This is a genomic window from Desemzia sp. FAM 23990, from assembly GCF_045528485.1.
Taxonomy (GTDB): Bacteria; Bacillota; Bacilli; order Lactobacillales; family Carnobacteriaceae; genus Desemzia.
Genome location: NZ_JBGQQW010000009.1, coordinates 18,078 through 38,410, shown reverse-complemented (window position 1 = coordinate 38,410; position 20,333 = coordinate 18,078). Strand labels below are relative to the sequence as shown.

Annotated in this window: 22 protein-coding genes and 1 other RNA gene; 3 read left to right on the top strand and 20 right to left on the bottom strand. The window is 39.4% G+C overall.

All coding sequences use genetic code 11. The features are described 5' to 3' along the window. Window positions 1-23: 23 nt before the first annotated feature. The 14 genes from ACEN4I_RS05255 to ACEN4I_RS05190 all read right to left on the bottom strand — a co-directional run bounded on the left by ACEN4I_RS05255 (window position 24) and on the right by ACEN4I_RS05190 (window position 12,746). A complete protein-coding gene (locus ACEN4I_RS05255) occupies window positions 24-1,022 on the bottom strand; it encodes an NAD(P)H-quinone oxidoreductase (RefSeq protein WP_407096686.1) in 999 nt (332 codons plus the stop codon). A 167-nt stretch (window positions 1,023-1,189) separates the two neighbouring features. Next, complete coding sequence (locus tag ACEN4I_RS05250; RefSeq protein ID WP_407096741.1) at window positions 1,190-1,531, bottom strand: DNA replication initiation control protein YabA; 342 nt, start codon at window positions 1,529-1,531, stop codon at window positions 1,190-1,192. A gap of 68 nt (window positions 1,532-1,599) precedes the next feature. Then, window positions 1,600-2,601, bottom strand: a complete 1,002-nt coding sequence (gene holB, locus ACEN4I_RS05245; protein ID WP_407096740.1) for a DNA polymerase III subunit delta' — start codon at window positions 2,599-2,601, stop codon at window positions 1,600-1,602. A gap of 67 nt (window positions 2,602-2,668) precedes the next feature. Beyond that, entirely contained in the window at window positions 2,669-2,998 is a 330-nt protein-coding gene (locus tag ACEN4I_RS05240) for a cyclic-di-AMP receptor (RefSeq protein ID WP_407096685.1), read from the bottom strand. 13 nt (window positions 2,999-3,011) lie between these two features. Beyond that, entirely contained in the window at window positions 3,012-3,662 is a 651-nt protein-coding gene (gene tmk / locus ACEN4I_RS05235; protein ID WP_407096684.1) for a dTMP kinase, read from the bottom strand. Between the two features lie 60 nt (window positions 3,663-3,722). Beyond that, on the bottom strand, window positions 3,723-5,156 hold the full coding sequence (locus ACEN4I_RS05230; protein ID WP_407102279.1) for an aminotransferase class I/II-fold pyridoxal phosphate-dependent enzyme: 1,434 nt from the start codon (window positions 5,154-5,156) through the stop codon (window positions 3,723-3,725). Between the two features lie 33 nt (window positions 5,157-5,189). Then, window positions 5,190-5,420: a YaaL family protein gene (locus tag ACEN4I_RS05225; protein ID WP_079650937.1), complete on the bottom strand. Its 231-nt coding sequence runs from the start codon at window positions 5,418-5,420 to the stop codon at window positions 5,190-5,192. A 293-nt stretch (window positions 5,421-5,713) separates the two neighbouring features. Next, window positions 5,714-6,310 (bottom strand): recombination mediator RecR, encoded by a 597-nt coding sequence (gene recR / locus ACEN4I_RS05220; protein WP_407096739.1) that lies wholly within the window; start codon window positions 6,308-6,310, stop codon window positions 5,714-5,716. A 93-nt stretch (window positions 6,311-6,403) separates the two neighbouring features. Further along, complete coding sequence (locus ACEN4I_RS05215) at window positions 6,404-6,718, bottom strand: YbaB/EbfC family nucleoid-associated protein (protein WP_407096682.1); 315 nt, start codon at window positions 6,716-6,718, stop codon at window positions 6,404-6,406. A 21-nt stretch (window positions 6,719-6,739) separates the two neighbouring features. Next, on the bottom strand, window positions 6,740-8,590 hold the full coding sequence (dnaX, locus tag ACEN4I_RS05210; RefSeq protein WP_407102281.1) for a DNA polymerase III subunit gamma/tau: 1,851 nt from the start codon (window positions 8,588-8,590) through the stop codon (window positions 6,740-6,742). Window positions 8,591-9,154: 564 nt separating this feature from the next. Then, window positions 9,155-9,243, bottom strand: an RNA gene (gene ffs, locus ACEN4I_RS05205) — signal recognition particle sRNA small type. Between the two features lie 106 nt (window positions 9,244-9,349). Continuing rightward, window positions 9,350-11,020: an FAD-dependent oxidoreductase gene (locus ACEN4I_RS05200; RefSeq protein ID WP_407102282.1), complete on the bottom strand. Its 1,671-nt coding sequence runs from the start codon at window positions 11,018-11,020 to the stop codon at window positions 9,350-9,352. Window positions 11,021-11,151: 131 nt separating this feature from the next. Continuing rightward, on the bottom strand, window positions 11,152-11,838 hold the full coding sequence (locus ACEN4I_RS05195; protein WP_407102283.1) for an amino acid ABC transporter permease: 687 nt from the start codon (window positions 11,836-11,838) through the stop codon (window positions 11,152-11,154). A 17-nt stretch (window positions 11,839-11,855) separates the two neighbouring features. Next, window positions 11,856-12,746 (bottom strand): transporter substrate-binding domain-containing protein, encoded by an 891-nt coding sequence (locus ACEN4I_RS05190; RefSeq protein WP_407096678.1) that lies wholly within the window; start codon window positions 12,744-12,746, stop codon window positions 11,856-11,858. Between the two features lie 342 nt (window positions 12,747-13,088). Between ACEN4I_RS05190 and ACEN4I_RS05185 the strand changes: the two genes are divergently transcribed. Next, complete coding sequence (locus ACEN4I_RS05185) at window positions 13,089-13,874, top strand: ABC transporter ATP-binding protein (RefSeq protein ID WP_407102284.1); 786 nt, start codon at window positions 13,089-13,091, stop codon at window positions 13,872-13,874. Further along, window positions 13,867-15,540 (top strand): hypothetical protein, encoded by a 1,674-nt coding sequence (locus ACEN4I_RS05180; RefSeq protein WP_407096676.1) that lies wholly within the window; start codon window positions 13,867-13,869, stop codon window positions 15,538-15,540. Before ACEN4I_RS05185 ends, ACEN4I_RS05180 begins: the two co-directional genes overlap by 8 nt. 228 nt (window positions 15,541-15,768) lie before the next feature. On the opposite strand, the gene ACEN4I_RS05175 is transcribed toward ACEN4I_RS05180, so the two are convergent. The 5 genes from ACEN4I_RS05175 to ACEN4I_RS05155 form a co-directional block, all read right to left on the bottom strand. Beyond that, entirely contained in the window at window positions 15,769-16,320 is a 552-nt protein-coding gene (locus tag ACEN4I_RS05175; RefSeq protein ID WP_407102285.1) for a GNAT family N-acetyltransferase, read from the bottom strand. Between the two features lie 25 nt (window positions 16,321-16,345). Continuing rightward, the gene (locus ACEN4I_RS05170) at window positions 16,346-16,804 is read right to left on the bottom strand and encodes an 8-oxo-dGTP diphosphatase (protein ID WP_407102286.1); all 459 of its coding nucleotides are present in this window, start codon (window positions 16,802-16,804) and stop codon (window positions 16,346-16,348) included. Between the two features lie 15 nt (window positions 16,805-16,819). Next, window positions 16,820-17,491 carry a hypothetical protein gene (locus ACEN4I_RS05165; protein WP_407102287.1) on the bottom strand — a complete coding sequence of 224 codons (672 nt, stop codon included), beginning with the start codon at window positions 17,489-17,491 and terminating at the stop codon, window positions 16,820-16,822. A gap of 370 nt (window positions 17,492-17,861) precedes the next feature. Further along, window positions 17,862-18,296: a hypothetical protein gene (locus ACEN4I_RS05160; RefSeq protein ID WP_407096668.1), complete on the bottom strand. Its 435-nt coding sequence runs from the start codon at window positions 18,294-18,296 to the stop codon at window positions 17,862-17,864. A gap of 79 nt (window positions 18,297-18,375) precedes the next feature. Further along, window positions 18,376-19,227: an aldo/keto reductase gene (locus tag ACEN4I_RS05155; RefSeq protein WP_407102289.1), complete on the bottom strand. Its 852-nt coding sequence runs from the start codon at window positions 19,225-19,227 to the stop codon at window positions 18,376-18,378. A gap of 241 nt (window positions 19,228-19,468) precedes the next feature. Here ACEN4I_RS05155 and ACEN4I_RS05150 point away from each other — a divergent pair, with 241 nt between their 5' ends. Further along, window positions 19,469-19,612, top strand: a complete 144-nt coding sequence (locus tag ACEN4I_RS05150) for a putative holin-like toxin (RefSeq protein WP_407102290.1) — start codon at window positions 19,469-19,471, stop codon at window positions 19,610-19,612. Between the two features lie 130 nt (window positions 19,613-19,742). Here the strand turns inward: ACEN4I_RS05150 and ACEN4I_RS05145 are convergent, their stop codons facing one another. After that, entirely contained in the window at window positions 19,743-20,327 is a 585-nt protein-coding gene (locus tag ACEN4I_RS05145) for a hypothetical protein (protein ID WP_407096663.1), read from the bottom strand. Between the last annotated feature and the right edge of the window lie 6 nt (window positions 20,328-20,333).

The following is a 20,333-nucleotide window of genomic DNA, read 5'->3' as shown; positions in this document are numbered from 1 at the left end:
GCAGCTCTCCGTTTTAAGGAAGTTTAGTCTCTGCTGTCCACTTTTTCCAAAGACAAAATAATTTTCCCTGTGTTTTTATTGTCTTCCATATAGCGATGCGCATCCGCGGCTTCTTCAAATGGAAATACACGATCAACAATCGGATGGATTTTGTCAGCTGTAAACAGCGGCAATGCCTTCTCTGCAAATTCATGCGTTAATTCAGCTTTGTATTCATCTGATCTTGGGGTCAATAATGTCCCTATCAGGGAAACCCGTTTACCTAATAACGCACCTAGATTGACGTTTTCAACCGTTGCGCCACCTAAAACACCAATTAAAATCCAACGGCCGTCTACTTTGATGGACTTCAGATTTTTCTCCCAGTAAGAAGCTCCGATAAAATCTAAAATCAAATCGACCCCTTTACCGTCTGTCATTTCAAGAACACGTTCAGAAAAATCTTCTGTTTTGTAATTGATTGTTTCGTCTGCTCCCAACCTTTTACAAAAATCTAATTTTTCTGCTGAACCAGCTGTTGTGATTACTTTTGCGCCAGTCAGTTGTTTCGCCAATTGGACAGCAGCCGTTCCAACACCACTTCCGCCTGCATGAATCAATACAGTTTCTTCTTGTTTTAATTCACCTAACCAATACAACGTTTGGTAAGCTGTTAAAAATACTTCTGGTATGGCTGTCCCTTCTTCAAAAGTAGTTTCATCCGGCAGTACAATCGCTCGTTCAGCTGGAACCGTTACGTATTCTGCATAACTTCCCTCGTTCACTAAACTAGCTACTCGAGTTCCAGGTGTAAACTCCTTATTCGAGCTGTTATTTTCTTCCACCACTCCCGCCATTTCAACACCTAAAATAGGATATGGCGGTTTCAATTGTTGATTTTCACGCTTCATAATATCTGTTCGATTGATAGCCGTTGCTTTTACTTTTACCAGTAATTCACCTTTTTGAGGCGTTGGTTTAGCGCGCTCTTCCATAATCAATTCTGCTGCACTTCCTGGTTTTTTCATGCTGACTGCTTTCATAGATATCCCTCACTTTTCATCTTATCAAATACATCCACTATAACACGCTAACTTTCTTTTTTCTATTTAGAACTGATTACGCTTATACTTCAGAAAAACAAAAAAATACTCAGCTTTTACTGGGCTCGTTCGACCAGCTTGGACTAAGTACTTTTATCGGATTCTTTTTAACGGCGTTCGCCATAAATCACATTTAAACAAAACGCACAAGATTCATCATCGACTCTTCTTGAGCCATAGAATACGTTGCAGACATGAAAGCCGTCTTCATAGATTTTTTCAAGATTCAAACGAGATTTTGACATTTCCGTCTCGGCTGGTTCTTTACTAGCATCTGGTTTTTCCAAATCTGTCAATCGATCTCTCAGATGTTGATTTTCAATCCGTAATGAAGCATTTTCTTCAACCAATGCACCAATTTCATTTTTTAATTCTGAAATTCGATTCAACGCTTGGCCCGCATCATTCTCTAAACGATTGAAACTATCAAACAAAGTTTTTTTGTCCATCTTTTCACCCACGCTTATCATTGATCCTCCTTCAAAACAGAACGTTTCTTGTTCTATTCATTACTTTTTTACCGCGATTTTGCTGGCAAACGTGATGCGTCATTCATTAAACGAATCGCTAATTGCTCAAATATACCTTGAGCGTTGACGTTGCTTTCTAATTTTTTCTGGCTGGCTAAGATTTCTTCTATTGATGAAATAATGATCTTAGATGATTTATTATCCACGAATTGAGTCAATTCTTCTTGGTAGCGAGGAAAAGCAAGTCGAGAGGCCTCTGCATCGTAAGCTAGTCTTAATGCATCTCGGTAAATGAGCAGTAACAGTTCTAAAGCTAATTGGTACTGACTGCGTTCTTTAAAATGATTCATGATTGTCGTTTGAACAAAGACAAAACTCTGCTTATCTTTTTTAGCAATTTTCAAGAACCATTTCCATATGACTGGATGTGCATCCATGAACCATTCATCTTGACTCATTTCGTGAGCTTTCGCAATGTCATTGGTCAAATGTACCAGCAATGCTGCCTGGTTTTTGGATACCCCTTTATCTTCTAACTCTTGTTGCAAGATGTCTTTTGGAAGCGGAGAAAAGTGAATCAACTGACAACGGGATAAAATGGTCGGCAGGATCCGCTGCTTGGCAGTAGTCAATAAAAAGGCTGTCACATTTCCGCTAGGCTCTTCTAAAAACTTCAATAAGCTGTTCGCTGCACCCACTGTCATTTTTTCCACATCGCTGACAATAAAAACTTTCTGATTTCCTTCTACACCGCTTTTCCCAAATTCAGACTTCAAATAACGAATTTGTTCTACCTTGATCGATAGACCTTCTGGCTCAACTTCCACCACATCCGGGTGGTGCTGCTCAAATACTCTCGTACAATTTTGACACGTCGTACAAGGTATTCCATTTTGTTTATTTGGGCAAAAAAGCCCCGCAGCAATCCATAAGGCCAGCTCTTTCTTTCCCGTACCTTTTGCTCCTTCAAAAAGATAAGCATGAGCCAGCTTGTTGTGCTGCATTTTTTGCTGAAACTGCTGCATGAGTACAGGTTGGAGCCGATTTATTCTATTTTCGATTAGATCACGACCTTACTGTTCACTTTTGCTGTATTTAGGTTTCTTTCCATCCTCATTAGAAACGTTCAAATTGTTCGATCGGCATCACGAACACCGTAGCTCCACCGACTTCTACTTCAACTGGATAAGGAAAACTAGTCTCCATTGAAACATCAAAACTGGTTGGAGGAAGCATGTATTGTTCTCTTGCAGAACAATTTTCGCGAATAATGTCCAATACCTCATCCACTCTTGCTTCTTCTACCCCAACAATAAACGTAGTATTTCCAGCTTTTAAAAAGCCGCCAGTTGTAGACAATTTCGTTGCACGAATCCCTTTATCTACAAATACATTTGATAAACGGTTTCCATCTTTATCTTGAACGATCGCTAAAATAAGTTTCATCAGTAACCCTCTCCTACTCTATCTTAAAATGGTTAGTTATTTTTTCTATAATGGTATTATAGCAAACCTCAACAACTTGGTTTAGTTCTTGATCAGCATCGATCATTGTGATTCTCTCGGGATTTAAGTCGGCAAGCTTCAGATAAGCTTCACGAACTTTTTCGTGAAATTCTAATTTTTCTTGGTCCAAACGGTCAAATTGACGTTCTTCTTTTCCTTTATGGATCCGCTCTAAACCAACCTCAGCTTCAATATCTAAATAAAGGGTAAAGTCAGGCTCAATATCATTTGTCGCAAATCGATTGATTGAAGCAACTTCTTCCATTCCGATTCCACGAGCATAACCTTGATAAGCAAGAGAGCTGTCTACGAAACGATCACACAAAACAATTTCATTTCGTTCCAAGGCTGGAAGAATCTTTTCCGTTAAATGTTGTCTTCTGCCCGCAGCGTATAACAATGCTTCCGTTCGAATATCCATTTCTGTGTGTTCAGGGTCTAAAATAAGCTCTCGAATTTTTTCAGCGATCCGACTGCCGCCTGGTTCTCTTGTAGACAATATGTGCTGCTCCAAAGTTTGTTCTAATCTTGGAAGCAATTCCTTAATGACACTCGTTTTGCCAGCCCCATCCGGACCTTCTATGGTAATAAAGATTCCCTTCAACTTTAAAAACCCCTCAATCTTTTATCTTATTATCATTATACTGTATCTAAGCGTTTCAGTCTAACTGAATTCTTTGACAGAATAAATAGATAGACAATTATTTTTGTCTAGTCCCACAACGCGGTGTTTTTTATCTAAACTCATCTGCAAACTGACAATATCCGCTGACAGAATCCTTTGTCCTTTCAATACTAACGGAATCCCTGGAGGATACGGCGTAATATTTTGAGCAGCAATTTCGCCTTCACTTTCTGCTAAAGGTACTTTTTTTACAGCAGCTTTTTTCTGCTTCGCATACCCCATCTCTAAACTAGTTAACACGGGATAGTCAAAGTTCTGCTCCATTTTTTGCGCCTTTTCGTTAGGCACTCCTCGCGGCAAATGGAGTTCTTGAGTTGTTTTCAAAGAAACTTCGTCAGCTTTCAATAGTGGAAAAGTCAATAAAACAGCTTCAGGATCATTTTTTTCTGGATAAAGCCCTTGTTCTTCCAACAGCTGCGCCAACTGATCCCCGTTATGGTCAGGCCAGTGTACTCTTCCTTTTAGAGGATCATCGCTTTGCCAAAACTCCAATCCGCTTTCTTTGAACAACTCAATCCACCGATTGCGAGAAGCAAATGTCTCTTGCAAATCTTCTGCTGTAAATTGCGACAAGAAATAGCGAGCGTATTCCAGGCTTTGCATCAATAAATAAGAGGGGCTGCTCGACTGCAGCATATGCAAATAATGCTTTATATTTTGGTGTATTTGCTTAGGAAGCTGTTTTCCAATGTGCAAATATCCTGTTTGCGTTAGGGCAGGCAGCATCTTATGAGCAGACTGCACTACCACGTCTGCCTCTTGGTCTAATGCAGAAAGCGGGAATGGTGCACCTAGCGTGAAGTGAGCACCATGCGCTTCATCTACCAATACGATCGCTCCTTGCTGATGAGCGTAATCCATTACCTCTTTCAATTCAGCAGTTTGGCCATTATAAGAAGGATACGTCAAAATAAGTGCTTTTATGGAATCCGCTTTTTCAAATCCTGAGCGAATGTGAAGAAAGTCCCAACCTACAGCTTCCTTTTTCTCCGCTTGATAAGTAGGGGTAATAAAAATAGGTTCAGCCTCTGCCAACTCTAAAGCATGAATAACCGACTGGTGGCAGGAGCGATCGACCAATACCGCATCCCCTCTCGATATTGTTCCTAAAACCATCGCCAAATTTCCTACAGTAGAGCCGTTGATCAAATAGTAGCTTTGCTCGCTGTTATAGAAATCTGTCAGCAAATCCTGACTTTCTTTCAATACGCCCTCTGCTTCGTGCAAATAGTCCAAGCCGGATACTTCGGTTTGATCCATTGCCAATACCTGCTTCATGCAAGATTCCGCAGGCCAATTTACCCCATTCTTGTGTCCAGGAACATGAAAAGAAACTTTTTCCTGTTGGAGATGACTTTGCAATGCACAAAAAAGAGGACGGCGTTGTTGTTGAATACGTTTCTCTTGCTTCACAACTTTCACCCTCCTTATTTTTTCTTATTCTATTTAGTATTTCCCTGTCAAATCGCCTTTGATTTTACGTTCTCTGGCTTCTTTGAACAGGTAAAAATATTTCGCTTCCGCCAATTTAGTTTGCGCGAATAATTGCCCATCTTTCTCAATAGAAGAACGTTCGATTCTTTTAGACATCTCCCAATCTTCTCTCAACTTTTTCATTAGGAGCAATAAAGAATCATCGTATTCTTTGCGTAATCGATATTTTTTCTTCCATCCCATTTTATTTCCAACTTTCTGAACAAATCAAGGGTTGACTCTGCTTTTTAGACGCGTTGCGCAAGGCAGACTCTCTATGATTTCATTTTCTCTTTTTGTTGGGAAAAACCACCCAACTAAAAGAGAAAAGTAAACTCTATGAGAGTCTAAACGCCCAACTCCACGCTCTGCTCTTTAGACGAGCTACGCAGAGCAGGATTCCTATGATTTCGATTTTTTCTTTTTATTGGGAAAAACACCCAATGAAAAGAAAAAAGTCGAACTCTACGGAACCCTAAGCGCTCTGCTCCGCTCTCTTATATTTCGCGGCGTCCTTCTACGGCTTTCATTAACGTGATTTCATCGGCGTATTCGATATCGCTGCCGACAGATAATCCATGAGCCAATCGGGTAACTTTGATACCGGCCGGTTTGATCAAACGCGACAAGTAAGTGGCTGTCGCTTCTCCTTCAGCGGTGGCGTTGGTAGCCAAAATCACTTCCTGTACTTCATCAGACTGCAGTCTCTTCAATAAAGAAGGGATATTGATATCTTCAGGGCCTGTCCCTTCGATAGGAGATAAAATACCATGCAATACATGGTACAAACCATTGTAGTCTCTTACCTTTTCAATTGAGATCACATCTTTTGCATCTTCCACAACTAAAATCATGCTGCGATCACGAGCTTTATCCTGGCAAATCTCACAAGGATCTCCTTGAGTGATATGCCCACAAATAGAACAATAGTGCAAATCACGTTTAGCGCTGATCAAAGCTTTTGCAAAATCAGTGACGTCATCTTCATTCATTGAAAGAGTGTAAAAAGCTAATCGAGCAGCTGTTTTCGCACCAATTCCGGGTAATTTCATAAAACTATCCATTAATTTTGATATCGGTTCAGGATATTGCATGTCCATTTCCTTCCTCATTTACAAACTTTTGTTTCCTTTAAAAAAGGGATCCCGCAACGGCATCCCATTTCCTGCTTCATTTTAATCTTGCTGTTAGAATCCTGGCATACCTTTAGTGTACTTGCCCATAGAAGCTTCTGTTTGAGCTTCGATCTTAGCCAAAGCATCGTTTGTAGCTAATAAGATTAAATCTCCCAAAATTTCGCTGTCTTCAGGATCAATCACTTCTGGGTCAATTGAAATACCCGTCATTTTTTTGTCTCCCGTAAAGGTTACTTTTACTAAGTCCCCATTTGCAGAACCCACAAACTCTGTAGCGTTCAATTCCTCTTGAGCTTGTTGCATTTCTTTTTGCATCTTTTGCATTTTTTTCATCATACCTTGCATATTTCCCATTCCACCGCGCATATTAAAACTTCCTCTCTTATTTTAATCGTTTCGAACTTCGACGATGTCAGCACCGAACATTTGCATCGCTTGGCTGACGATTGGATCCTCTTTTTTTTCTGTTGTTTCTTCCATTTCTTCCTCATCCGTTGGAATCAATTGGTCTAAACTTTCCCAGTCACCATGGTTTCCACTATGAACAGGCGAATTTCCACTCGCTTTTTCTGTGTTTGGACTTGGTTGAGCAGGAGCTGCTTTTTTTGCTTTCATTTTATCTTTGTTCTGTTTGATATAGGTACTTCTTATCGTAGGCCATTGTTCAGCCGGCACGCAGATCATTTGCGGCGAGTGGCCAATCAATCGACGTAAATACTCACTGACAGCTTCAATTAATTCGCTGTCGTCAGTAGCCTTTTGACACAAAATATCATATTCAAATGAAACAATCAAACCATTTGGACTAGCTGCAACTGGTGTAGAAGCTTTCATTACCGCACGTTGCGTTACTGACAACATATTTAACAAATCTGGCCAGACGTCTTTTAGTTGGACCAGATCGCCCTTGGTTGCTACTTCCAGTACTTTATAGATGGCTGTCGAATTGGGTTTGAAAGCTCCTTTGATAGGGGCTTTCGGTTTTTTCTTCGCTTTTTCGACTGGTTGTCCAGAGCCGTTTGCCAGAATGTCCTGCATTTTCTTTTTCATTTGTGCTAATTCGGCTTCTAATTCTGACATTCGCGGACTATCAGCAGCTGTTTCCATATTAGCTGCTGGTGCTTGTCCCAGATTAGGATTTGCGGTTGGCATTGCACGAAGCTGCGTTAATTTGACCGTTGCTACTTCAATGTAGACATCTGCATGACTCGTTAAGCGCATTTCACGTTGTGTTTCATTTAGCGTTGAGATCACTTCATAAAGCACATGCGAATCGATTGTTTTGCTTAACTCCATAAAATGCTCGTCTACATGAGCACTTTCCAAGATATCGGCTTTTTGCGGAGCTTGCTGGTAGACCAGCAAATCTCGACTGAACAGGATAATGTCCTCTACAAAGCGAGCCACATCTTTTCCTTCAGCAAGGATCTCTTGTACTAAGGACAACCCTTTTTCCGTATTGTGCTGAGTAATCGCATTGAAGAATTCAACCAACCGCTCTTGTGTCAAGCTGCCGGTAACAGCCATTGCATTTTCCATAGTGACAACATCGTCGCCAAATGAAATGGCCTGATCAAGAATACTCAATGCGTCACGCATTCCGCCCTCTGCTGCTCGGGCAATGACTTTCAGGGAATCTTCTTCAAAACCGATATTTTCCTGACCCAGAATATATTCCATTCGGTCACAAATATCTCTGACGGAGATTCGTTTAAAGTCAAACCGCTGTGTCCGTGAAATAATCGTTAATGGAATCTTATGCGGTTCGGTTGTTGCTAAAATAAACACTACATTTTTAGGCGGTTCCTCCAAAGTTTTCAGCAAAGCATTGAAGGCACCCGTTGAGAGCATATGCACCTCATCGATAATGTAAACTTTGTATTCTGCTTGTGTCGGTGCGTATTTGGCCTTGTCTCGGATGTCGCGGATTTCTTCGACACCGTTGTTGCTGGCTGCATCGATTTCAATAACATCATTTAATTGCCCCGTCGTGATCGCTTTACAGGTATCACATTCGTTACACGGTTCTCCATCTGATAAATTAGGACAGTTGATCGCTTTTGCAAAAATCTTTGCTGCACTCGTTTTTCCTGTACCACGAGGGCCAGTAAAAAGATAAGCATGACTCGTCTTTTCTTGAATCAAAGCATTTCTAAGTGTTTGAGTGATAGCCTTTTGTCCTGCAATATCTTGAAACCGCTGTGGACGCCACACTCGATAAAGTGCTTGATAACTCATCTTGCTTCTCCCTTCCTTTAACCACTGTACTAGATATTATTATACGGTAAATCGGAGCAAATTTAAACCATTCATGAGACTGTTTTTAAAAGGTTTACGATTTCCCGATACAAACCTATACTCTATAATCATTCAACCTTTTTAACCGTAGCCAAATACACTTCACGTTCCAAATACAGAGGGCAAGTATCACCTTCTTTAGAAATAGTAATCGGTTCTTTTGTTTAGCTTGCATAGTTAACAATCCACTATAAAAATTCGATTTTTTTATGAGATAGGGAACTGATAGTTAACATTACAACTTCGTAATTCTCTCTAATTGCGAGATAGAGGACCGTTAACTCATATTTCAATTCACTTATCCGCTCCAATTGTGAAGTAGAGGCTCATTAGCTCACATTTCAACTCGTTTATCCACTCCAATTGTGAAGTAGAGGCTCGATAACTATAAAACTTTACCACTCGAGGGTATTTTGATAAAGGCAACTATATTGGAACGAAAAAAACCAGCCGCATGAACGACTGGTGTTATGTTATAATATCCAATTTTTTTGAAAATTATTCTATGTACATACAGCACATGGTGAAGCAAACTTAGTGCTGCTTCCTTCCAGACCTGACACGATTCGTAAGTCCACCATTGCTATACGGCCTTTCGGCAATTCCAATTATACTAAATTTCTCCAAAGATATCCAGTCTTTTTCGAAAACAATTCTTTTTTTGTGTCCTTTATGACTCAAAAGCCCGTTAGGATATACTTAGTCCATTTTACGGTGCATCATTTTTTGGAACAGTTGATAGTTTTTATTTCCCCCAGATAAATTATATACCGATTCAAACCCCATATTCAGCAAAATATTTTGAGCAGCATTTCCCGTAACTCCTTTATTGCAATACGTTACTGTGGGAATCGCTTTATCCAGCTCGCCGATTCTGTCACGGAGTTCTGCTAAAGGAATATGCACGGCACCTTTCACCCGCGAAACCTCGTAATCCTTTTTGGAGCGTGTATCGATAATCTGCAAATTATCGCCTTTGTTTTGACACGCTACTAAAAATTCCGGCGTCATCAACGGATTGCGATTCAATGCATTATCCAGTCCCATCCCCGTATACAGCACAGGATCTTTTGTCGTTGCAAACGGAGGCGCATACGCTAAGTCCAAATGGAACAAATCTTCTGCTTTAGCTTTAAACGTGATCGCTGTAGCTAAGACATCGATCCGTTTATCCACGCCGTTCTTCCCTACAATTTGAGCGCCTAGAACTCTTTTTGAAGCTTTATCCGCTAATGCTTTGATCGTCAATTCTGTGCCGCCCAGGTAGTCGGCATGATCTGGTTTGATACTGTAAAGGACCTCTACGTCATATCCTTGTCGAGCTGCTTCTTTATCTGTCAAACCCGTTTGGCCAATGTGCAGATCAAATACGCGATAAATGCCGGTACCGAGTATGCCGCGGTGTTCTAATTGACCGCCTGTTATCGCATCTCCGGCAATACGCCCCATTTTATTCGCTGTCGAACCCAGCGGACGGTAAAGAGGCTGTCCTGTAATAACTGAAAAACTTTCCGCTACATCTCCTACTGCATAGATATCAGGAATAGACGTCTGCATTTTAGGATTCACTTTGATTGCCTTGGACTCGCCTAAATCGATTCCGATTTCTTCTGCCAACTCCGTATTGGGACGCACGCCAGCCGCTAAGATAACCAGGTCTGTTTTTAAAGTCTGTCCTTTTGTGGTCACAAGCTGCTCCACTTTCTCTTCTCCCATAATCTCAGCAACCGTGTCCCCAAGATAAAGTTCTGCTCCATGTTCTGCTAAGTGTTCTTCCACTCGAAAAGCCATATCCGCATCCAAAGAGGGCATCACTTGATCAGAAAACTCCACTACACTGACCTTTATCCCTAGATTGGTCAACTGTTCAGTCATCTCCATACCAATAAATCCGGCTCCGATAATGACTGCTTTTTTGACAGAATGGTTCTCCATATAGTCTTTGATATGGCGCGTATTTTCTATTGTGCGAACTTGAAATGCATTGGAATATGTCCTTTTGTCAAATGGCGACGGAGTATAGGGTCTTGCTCCTGTTGCTAATACGAGTGTGTCGTAATGGTCCAGAAAAGCTTCGCCCGTTCTCAGATTGCGGACTTGGACCGTTTTATGATCTTTATCAATGCGAACCACATTATGTTCTGTTAATACGTCCACATTATAGCGTGTCTTGAACCATTGGGTATCACGCGGAGTCAATTTATCCATACTGCCCACTTCTCCTCCAATAGCATAGGGGATTCCGCAAACGGAATATGAGATATCTTTTCCTTGTTCATAGACAACGATTTCTGCTTCTTCTGTATTTCTTCTGGCTTTAGCCGCTACCGATGTTCCTGCAGCTACCGAGCCGATCACAATGATTCTCATCGCATTTTCCTCCTTAGTTAAGTGACACTGATTTCTTTTAGTGTAACTTACAATTCATAAAATTTGAAGAAACAAATGTACAAAAAAAAGCAACGTGACTAGTAGCTAGTTTTACGTTGCTGTTTTTTTACTTAATGCGTTTCTACATAAACTGACGTGCGTTTTTCCAAGTACTCCTGCAAGAAGCCAAATAAACTGCAGACGACCCAATACACAACGGCTACTAAGATGTACATCGTCATGTAATCAAATTCTCGTCCACCAACGATCTTGGCATTTTGAAACATCTCCGGCACTGTGATCATCGCTGCTAAGGATGTACCTTTGATAATGTCCAGCATCACGTTGCTCAATGGCGGAATCGCAATCCGAGCTGCTTGAGGAATGATGATCTTGCGCATAATAAAGGATTTTTTCAATCCAAGAGCATAAGCTGCTTCCCATTGCCCATGATCTACGGAAGACAGCGCTGAACGAATCGTCTCAGCAATATAGGCAGCAGAATTGATACTGAACCCAATCACAGCCGCTGTCACAGCATCAAATTGAATCCCTATAAAAGGCAATCCGAAGTACAATAAAAAAAGCAGTACCAGAGCCGGCGTTCCTCTCATAAAAGAAATGTAAAAGCGGGCGATCCATTCCAATGGTTTGATCTTCGATATCCGCATAATAGCCACAAAAAAACCAATGATCGTTCCAAAAATGGTGCTGACTAGAGCAATTCCAAGAGTGTAAGGCAATCCTTTCAGTATAAAAGGAATACTTTCTAACGCGAGTTGTGGATCAAAAATGTATTGCCATTGTATTCCAGACATCGTCTTTTTCCAACTCCTTAGTAGGCAGAAACATCAATTTCACGGAAATCATAATCTTTTTCAACGGTTACATCTTCCCCATTGTAAAATTCTTTCGAAATTTCACTTAGCGTGCCATCTTCATGCATCGCTTCTAACTGAGCATTGATTTGATCCGTTAATTCATCGTTTCCTTTTTTGATAGCGTAATTGGTTTCACTTGGATTATAGAAAACATCTTCCAATATTTTTACAGGGATTTCTGGCAACGCTTCTAGTGCCATTGTTTGACCATAGTAGTCATTCAACACTGTGTCTGTACGTCCATTTGCTACATCCCACAAGTATTGATCATTGGTTGCATTATCGTAAACTACTAATTCTGCTCCAAAATGTTCAGCTACTTTCATGTAAGAAGTTGTCGCTGCACCAGCTGCTTTTTTCCCTTTTAAGTCCTCCAGCGTTTCGATTCCAGAGTTGTCTGTTTCTCTAACGACCATAGATCCGAAAGAATATTTATACGGTATAGTATAATTGTATTTATCGGCATTTTCTCCATCACGGTCGATCCCAAGAGCTGCAATATCGATTTGTTCACTGTTTAATGACGTCAACATTCCGTCTACGCCCATTTCAGTAAACTCTACTTCCAATCCTAAACGATTCGCGATTTCGCGTATAATTTCGACTTCAAAACCGGTTAGTTCATTTGTATCCCCATCATGATATGAGTTAGGGAAATAGGTTCCTGATGTAGCGACTTTTAACGTGCCATCTTCTTTAATTTCTTCCCAGCCTCTTGAAACAAGTGCCTCAGCAGCTTCTTCCTCATCATTTTCTTCTCCAGTATCGGCTTGTGACCCACAAGCTGCAACAAAGAACAGTGCACCTGCAAGTAAAGTCGTTAACCACGTGCTTTTTTTCTTCAACTTAAAAACCTCTTTTCTTTTTAATCACCTTACAAATAGTAACAGTGTGATTATCTGTCGTCAAACCATCATGAGAAAAAGCTCGACTTCAAGCACAAAATTGTATTCTTTTTTAGTGAAAGGCTTTAAAATAGCCTACTTTAAAGGAATAATCATAAACAATATTGTTTATATTCCTCCAAAAAACAGCTGATAGAAACTGTATTATTCATCTGTTTAACTTAGTTTAATATCTGCTTTTTGTGCAAAAAACTACAATCTCCTCTGTTTTTCTTAAGCGTTTTCGGTTATTCTTATTAAAAATAGATTGTTATCTGATGCTATTCAAAAAGGAGCAGAACTATGGAACCCATCATCGAAATGAAGCAAGTTAAAAAGGCCTTTGGCGAAAAAGAAGTGTTAACAGGTATCGATTTTAAAGTTTACCCTGGACAAATCATTGGCTACATTGGACCAAACGGAGCTGGGAAAAGCACCACAGTTAAAATCATTATGGGGTTATTGTCTCAAGATAGCGGTGAAATACATATTTTTGGCGAGAAGTTGCAAAACAATCAAGAGGACTATAAAAAGCGCATCGGTTATGTGCCAGAGAATGCAGATCTCTACGAAACGCTAACTGCTGCAGAGTACTTGGTCTTTATGGGGCAGCTGTATGGAGTGGAAGAGAAAGTCGTCCTTCATAAAGCTTATCAAATGATGACGGCTCTAGGCATCGAATCTTCTTTTCATGCACGTCTGGAAACTTTTTCCAAAGGGATGCGTCAGAAAGTATTGATCATCTCCAGCCTGCTGCATGATCCTGATTTACTATTCTGGGATGAGCCGTTAAATGGCTTGGACGCAAACAGTGTTTTAGTCATCAAAGAAATTTTAGTACGTTTGAAAGAACAAGGAAAAACGATTTTTTACTCTTCACACATTATGGATACTGTTGAAAAGTTAAGCGACCGGATCCTCATTTTGAATAACGGGCAAGTTGTGGCAGACGGTAGTTTTAAAGAAATTTCTCAAGAAGCAGATAGTACTCTGGAACATTTATTCAATCAACTGACCGGCTTTAATGAGCAAGGAGAATTAGCCGCCGCCTTTCTGGATGCCATGAAAGGAGAATCGGTCTATGAATGATTTTTTCAATAATCAGGAATCGTTGGAAACAAATCTCTCACCCAAACAGGATTCAGTCATCTTGAAAATAATGGATTTTTTTAAAGTGATTTACCTCAAAAATGATATTGATTACGCAACATTACGTTTGATCATTGAGAACAAATTGATTATGGACGGACGTCAACCTAATTTATTAGGCCAAGATCAACCGGCTAAAAAAGAAGGCAACTCTTTTTTTCGGTCATTGGGAGCTTATCTGCTAATCAGTTGTTTTACAGTGATTTTCTTATTTATAGGAGATTCTTGGATCTGGCAATACACTATTTATTTCAGCTATTTGTTTATCATGTTATTGTCCAACTTGATCGCCAGTTTTTCTGCCATTTTATTGGACACCAGAGACTATGAATTGCTGGGCACGAAACCTATTTCCAAGAAAACATTAAATGCCGTCAAAACTACGCATGTGTTCATTTATTTGCTTTCCTTTACACTGGTTTTAGGTGGTCCGGTGGTGATCGTTACTTACTTCGTGAATGGAATCGTCCCTGGACTTTTAGTGACTATTCTGACGATCGTTTTTTGTTTTTGGACACTATTGTTCACTCTAGGGATTTATTCTTTTGTCTTAAAGAAATTTGATGGGGAAAAATTAAAAAATATCATCTCTTATACTCAAATCGGTTTGTCTATTTTTATGGTGGTCGGCTACCAATTATTAGGCAGAGTATTTGATTTTGTAGATGTTTTTATTGTCTATATACCTCATTTATGGCATGTCTTTTTGTTCCCCATCTGGTTTGCGGCTCCTTTAGGAATGCTGCAAGAAGGTGTCACGATTTATTACGCCCTTTATGTAATTTTGATGATAGTATTGTCTATTGTACTGGCCGTTTTTTACCAAAAAAATGCTGAAAAAATGGAAGAGAGCTTAATGCAGCTGGCTGCCTCTAATAAACAAAGTCCAGAAAAAACCAGTCGCTGGCTGACCATATCGAAGAAGTTGATTTGCCAGCATACAGAAGAGATGCCTTACTATCACTTTACATGGAAAACGATTCAAAATGAAAGAGAGTTCAAAACAAGAATATATCCTTCTTTGTTGACTTCCTTCCTTTTGCCAGTCATTTTGATTTTCACTTCGTTTTCTGATGGCTTTAATTTGGCTGAATTGAGAGAAACGAATCTAGCTTACTACCTTTATTTCACACTTTTATTGGTGCCGGAGATAGTCGCTTCTATGAAATATTCGACTTATTACAAAGGAGCTTGGGCCTTTCAACTAAGTCCCAAATCGCATAAACCCTATTTTGTGATCGCAGCTGGCAAAGCCGTTTGGATCCGTATTTTATGCCCGCTCTTTTTAGCAGCTGGGACTATTCTATTATTTCTATTTGGTTGGGACGCTCTGTCCGTCACTTTGAATGCTTTTCTGGCATTGACATGCAGTTTCTTCGTTTATTTGATAGCAACTATGAAATACTACCCATTCTCACAAGAAAGAAACGCGGCGAACAGTTCTGAAGGCTGTATGACCAGTATCTTATTTGTCATCATGGCCGGAGTCATTGGGCTTATCAATTACGCTTTGGACAGCTACATTCCTTACGGCGGCTGGATATTGACCATCATCTTACTGCTTCTTACTATGAAATTATTATTCTTTTCATTTAAACACGATTAGTTTCTCGAATGATTAAAGGCGCCAGCGATATACTCGCTAACGCCTTTTTCTTTTGCAATGCAAACGAGGCTAATACAGTTTATTAGCCTCGTTTGATACTCTTCTCTACACCCAAATGGATTTTAAACGTCTTCTCTTCGATATTCTCCCTGTTTCCATTCCAGGTGGACTCGACAGCCATTTCCAAGTATTTATCTCACTCCTAACCAAATTTGCCGCTAAAACAACTTAGTTTGAAAAATACTCTTCTTTCAAGATACTGTACATTTTGTCTGTAACAGATTCCTCTTTTACAAACCGATTGTTTCGGAGTGTTCCTTCACAAATCATTCCTAATTTTTCCATCACTCTGCCTGAAGCTGGATTGCGTTCATCATGAACGGCTAAGATTCGCTGCAATTCTAATTCTTGGAATCCCAGCTGCAGCATTAATTTGGCAGCTTCCGTAGTATACTCTTTTCCCCAGTACCCTTTATTCAAGGTATAACCCATTTCTGCTTTTTTGTCCTTTTCATCTACACGCAAATCGATGGTCCCAATCATCTTATGAGTGTCTTTCAGCTCAATAGCAAATTTGCCCAAAGGACTGGCTAAGAAATATTTCGCAATATTTTCTTTCGTGTCTTCCAAACTTTTATGGGTTTCAAAGACGTATTTTGTCGTTTCTGCATCAGATGCATACTCATACATATCTTCCGCATCGCTTAGTCGAATGGGTCTCAACCGAATCCGTTCTCCATCAATCTGATTATGTACAGCAAAAATGTATTCTTTATTCATCACACCAGCCACCTTTTAAAATAGTTTACATCACTTGATTGCGTAAGATATTCGTTGCAGTATCGTAATAATAAAAGTGTTCTTGTTTTGCTGAATCTTTGAAAACCTCTAGTGTAACAGCAAATCCTGGAGAGCAATTTTCTTCTGTTAATTCATTCAAGTCCATCCATTTTAATTTGCCTTCGTCGGTTTCTTCCAGTAGTTCTCCTTGATAATCAGCTGTTTGGTATAAAAAGACGACATAGCGAAAATCTTCTTCCTCTTCATACCAATCTTTTATACCGCACAGTTTCAAATTGGATACCTCAAGTCCTGTTTCTTCTTTCACTTCTCTGATGACAGAATCCAGAATAGACTCTTTCGGCTCTAATTTGCCGCCTGGGAAGGTTAGACCTTGCCAATTTTTTATCCGTTGCTGCACTAAAACCTGGTTGCTCTCGCTATTGGTAATCATACACATATTGGTTAACATCACTTTACTCACTTTTTCCTGCCACCTTTAAAAAGACCAAGTTTTACTGAAATGCTCTTCAGCAGTATCCACAAAGTCATCATTTTCGACATCAATCAATTCATCCGTATCTTCTTGGTTCACTACAATCCGATCATACATAATGTAAGGCGGATTTCGAAAGCCAATCTCAAAAAACGACTCATTCATCAAGTGAAATGTGGTTCCAATCATTACGGTTTCTTCAGCGCTCGTATCAAAAATGACATTGGCGCGCTGCTTAAACAACTCATCATCTTGTTCAAAATAGTAAAAGTTCGCATCTTTTCCCACATAAATGATGGGTTCAGTGACCGTTTCTTCTTGGTACATTTCTAAAGCACGAACACTCTCCGGGTCATGTAATTTGCCAAAATATTGCATCTCATCTTCAGAACGATAGATGTAATCACCGAATGTCTTTTGTCTGTCGCGCACTAGAGGTGTTACGTGATCATTCACTTCTAAAAATTCATTGTATCTCAAATGTCCTGCAACGAGCCAGATACTCAGTCCTAAAATGAGGACCCCACCTCCTGCTGCAATCTTTTTCTTGTGCCGACTTTTTGAATAACCTAAAATCATGCCGGTCAACATCAGCAACACTAGAATAACAACTGCCACTGCAACCATTGTAGTATTGTAAAAAGTTTCTGCTGCTAACCAAAATTCAACTGACACTATTTCTCACTCCCTTATATCTATTTCCTTCCATTTTACCACATAATAAGCACCTTCCCAGTCAAGTTATTGGTATATATGTCTTTCAGATGCAATTTTCCCCGTGAGAAAAATTGCAAGAACCAACTACTCTTGTTTACCAACTTGATTCAGTCGTTTAGTTACGTCGTTATTCTCATTTGGATATAAGTGAAATATATTCCGAATGTCATTTCAATACTTCCAAGACCTAGTCAGTAAAGTCACTCTTTCTCCGAATCGTAAACCTGAATAAAAAAGAAAATGAATCTTAAAAAATATGTACAAAAAAGCCGAATACCTTTTACTAGTATAACGGCTTTTCATACTCATATTACCATACTGACTCAACCTAGATAAATTTATCATAATTATCCAATATATCTTTAGCACCTTTGTAACTATAATATTTATCATTTTGCTCAGTTATATCTTCTTCTGTTACTCCCAATTCTACAATCAAATCTAACTGTAACCTTGTAGAATTACTTGTAAAATATTCATAATTATCTTTTTCAAATGTAATAACTAATAAAACTAGATCCCCATCTAATGTCTTTAAAGGAAAACAATGCCCCCAAGATTCCGAAAAATATTTCTCGCTTTTTTCATTGTATTTAATTCCATAGACCGATAGGCTATTCTCTATTTCTTCTATCGAATACTTACCTTCTGTATATTCATTGATATTGTCTAGCTCTAGACTAAAATATGAACCAAATAGTCGACTGATATCTACACTCTCTAAATCAAACCATTTTTTTAACATGTTTTCTATTTTTTGCATTATGTCACCCACTTAATTCATATACACTAAACTATTAAAGATTGCTGACAAAAAACAATTTTGGCTTTGTTTAAAAAGATTATTTTTCTTCATCTACATCCGGTGCTTTTAAATCATCAAACTTCAGGCTGTTCAAGTAGTCCATATCTTCATCAGAGATTTTAAAATCAAAGACATCCGCATTTTCTACTACCCGTTCAGGATGAGACGACTTGGTCAGCGGAACAAAGTTGTGCTGCAGACTGAAACGCAGTAACAGCTGAGCAACGGATTTTCCGTATTTTTTGGTCATGGCTTGCACTTTATCATCCTCAGACATTTGCTTGATTGGGGACAACGGAGACCAAGCTTCCACAACGATTTGCTCTTTTTTACAAAAAACGACTGTTTCTTCTTGCAGCACACCAGGATGCAATCTGATTTGATTAACCATCGGCTTGATGCGGCAGTTGGCAATCAAATTTTCTAAGTGTTTTACCATAAAATTACTAACACCAATCGCTTTAACTTTCCCCGCTTCATAAGCATCTTCTAAAGCACGCCAGGTTTCAATATTGTCTTCCTTCCAGTTCTCTCCTCGGTCTTCAACGACGGGCCAATGGATTAAGTATAAATCGATATAGTCGAGTCCCAGCTTTTCCAGTGATTCATCAATGGCTTTGCTGGCTGCCTCATACCCGTGATTAGGATTATCCACCTTGCTGGTAATGAACAAGTTCTTGTCAGAAAGATCGACTTGATGAATGGCCTTTCCTACCTGCTCTTCATTCCCATACATTTGTGCGGTGTCAATCAAACGGTAACCTACCTCAACCGCTGCTTTTATCGTATCATTGCAGACTGTCTGATCTTTATTTCCAGAAGTTCCTAGTCCAAAAGCTGGCATTCTCACACCATTATTCAATTCAACAGTATCAAAAATATTCTCCATATTTCTCATCCTTCCCTTCCACTAGCTATTCATCAATTGCCTTGCCTCATTCATCTTCTATTGTATCTTTTTAAGATCTGCCATTCCAAATGAAAGACTCGACGGTAAATAAAATCACTTGAAAAGTCCTGATCATAGTGGGAAAAGATACTTCTAGCGTTCTTTTTCTATAATAGATTAGGATATCATTAGTTGGTAGAAAAGTTAAGATGGTGGCTATCTTTGAAAGGAGTTGGTGCTTGTGTATGTAAGTACTGAAGACTTAGAAAGGAAAAGCCTTTTGCCCGTATCGGAAGTATTGCAACTCATGCGAATGTTTGGAAGTCTATTGATTTCCTTAATCACATTAGTGGTTGCAATCGCTAAAAACGACAAAAAAAAATAACCGTCTTGCTTTAGCCAGCAACGGTTATTTTTTAACTTGTTCAAAGCTACCGTCTTAAACGGTTCTACAAGATGGGGATATGTTCACGCATATCTCCTCTTCAATAAGATTATAATACAAACGTAAAAAACTATCCATTATTTTGAACAAATTCAGCTATTCTACTCGCGACCTTTTCCGCTTCTAGATGCGTATTGTCTATTTTGAGGTAGTTTACCTGTTTAATTTTTTCTGTAACCTCATTTGGCAAAGAATTTAACCGATGCTTTTCGTGCGTCGTTAGTAAATCGTTTCTAGAAAATTCAATATTTCGTTTTGAAGGTTTAGCTTCTAAGCGGCTTTCTCCAATGTTTCTCTGCAGGCGAGTCTCTAAATCTGCTTCCAGTTCAATAAGAAAGACTCTGCCTTGTCCTTCCAGAAATATTTCACTGATTTCAGTTAGAAAATCGATATCTTCTATCAAATCAAACGCTACTACAACTGTAAAAATAATGCTTTCGGTAACGTTTTGCTCATTGCTGACGAAAGCTTTGAAGAGTTCTTTACGCGTTTGGTCCGATAGACGAAAAGTTTCTTTCCCATAACCGAGAAACTTGGCAAATAAATCGATCGTTTCATGATTGTGAAGCAACTTTGCCTCTATTTTTTTCTCTAACTCTCTTCCCACCGTCATTTTACCGACAGCTTGAGGCCCCATAATGACTATTAAGTCCACTACTAA